Origin of the sequence: Streptomyces sp. AC550_RSS872, from assembly GCF_019049285.1 — a bacterium.
Classification (GTDB): Bacteria; Actinomycetota; Actinomycetes; order Streptomycetales; family Streptomycetaceae; genus Streptomyces.
This window is the reverse complement of sequence record NZ_JAGMUL010000093.1, coordinates 1-928: the sequence shown is the minus strand read 5'-3', so window position 1 is coordinate 928 and position 928 is coordinate 1. Positions and strand designations below refer to the sequence as shown.

Genomic DNA, 928 nt, shown 5'->3' with positions numbered 1-928 from the left:
CGTTAATCGGCGGAAGAAGGAGCGTGAGCGGGCGGTGTAAATCGGAGCCGCAGCGAAACACCCTCGGGCGTGAATTGGCCCGGGGGTGTTTCGTGTTTACGGTCGGATTCCCGATGGGGTGTCAACGGTGTTTCGGGCGACCGATCGAATTCGGGCTGGACGGCTGAGGAGCCGTCAGGATGGGCCCGTGGGTGGTGTCCTGGTCCCGGCGAGCGGGTGGCCGGCCTCCCGCACGGAGCGGCTCGGCGGTGCCTGCGGGGAGGTGCGCAACACGGCCAGGAGCACGCCCGTTTCGCATGTCCACGCAGGTCACTGCGCTGCGCCTCCTCGGTCCGGGCCCGCACCCGAGCGGTCCGGAGACGGGCGCACAGCGCTGCGCCCCACCCGCGCCCGGGTGTTGACAGGCCCGTGTTCACCCCCGGGAGGGGGTGCCCAGGATCCGCCAACGGTACATAGGCCCTAGCAGTGATGCAGAGTGATGCAGCCTCCATTCCAGACTCTATCCAGGGCCCGGAATTGAAGCACCCTCAGTAGTCGTGCCACAGACGGCACTACGGCATGCCGTCATGACGGCAAGATCCACCCGGGCCGCTCCGGACCCACCCGCCGCACCCCCTCCCCTTGCTGCCAGCCTCACCCCCGCAGCGCAGCGGAGGGGGTGCTCCCGAACCCCAATCCCTACACAACACCGCAGGGTGATGCACCGAGTTGAGTCACCCGGGCCGGTGCCGCGCAGCGGTCCGGCCCTGCCCGCGCAGCGGGCTCCCGGGCGCGGCACGCGCCCGGCCCTCGCGTGGAGCGCAGCGGAGCGCGAGCACCGCCCGGCGCAGCCGGGCGAACGCCTGCCCGCAGGGCAGGCGGTGACGCTCCGTCACTCGCCCCCGCGCAGCGGGGGCGTGCCGTTGCTGCGGGCGCAGCCCGCAGGGAC

Annotated in this window: 1 protein-coding gene; it reads right to left on the bottom strand. The window is 71.9% G+C overall.

Annotation, left to right across the window (positions count from 1 at the left end; genetic code table 11):
* Positions 1 to 713 precede the first annotated feature (713 nt).
* Positions 714 to 928, bottom strand: a 215-nt coding sequence (locus KUM44_RS31080) for a hypothetical protein (protein ID WP_217213102.1), incomplete at its 5' end; no start/stop codon positions are given.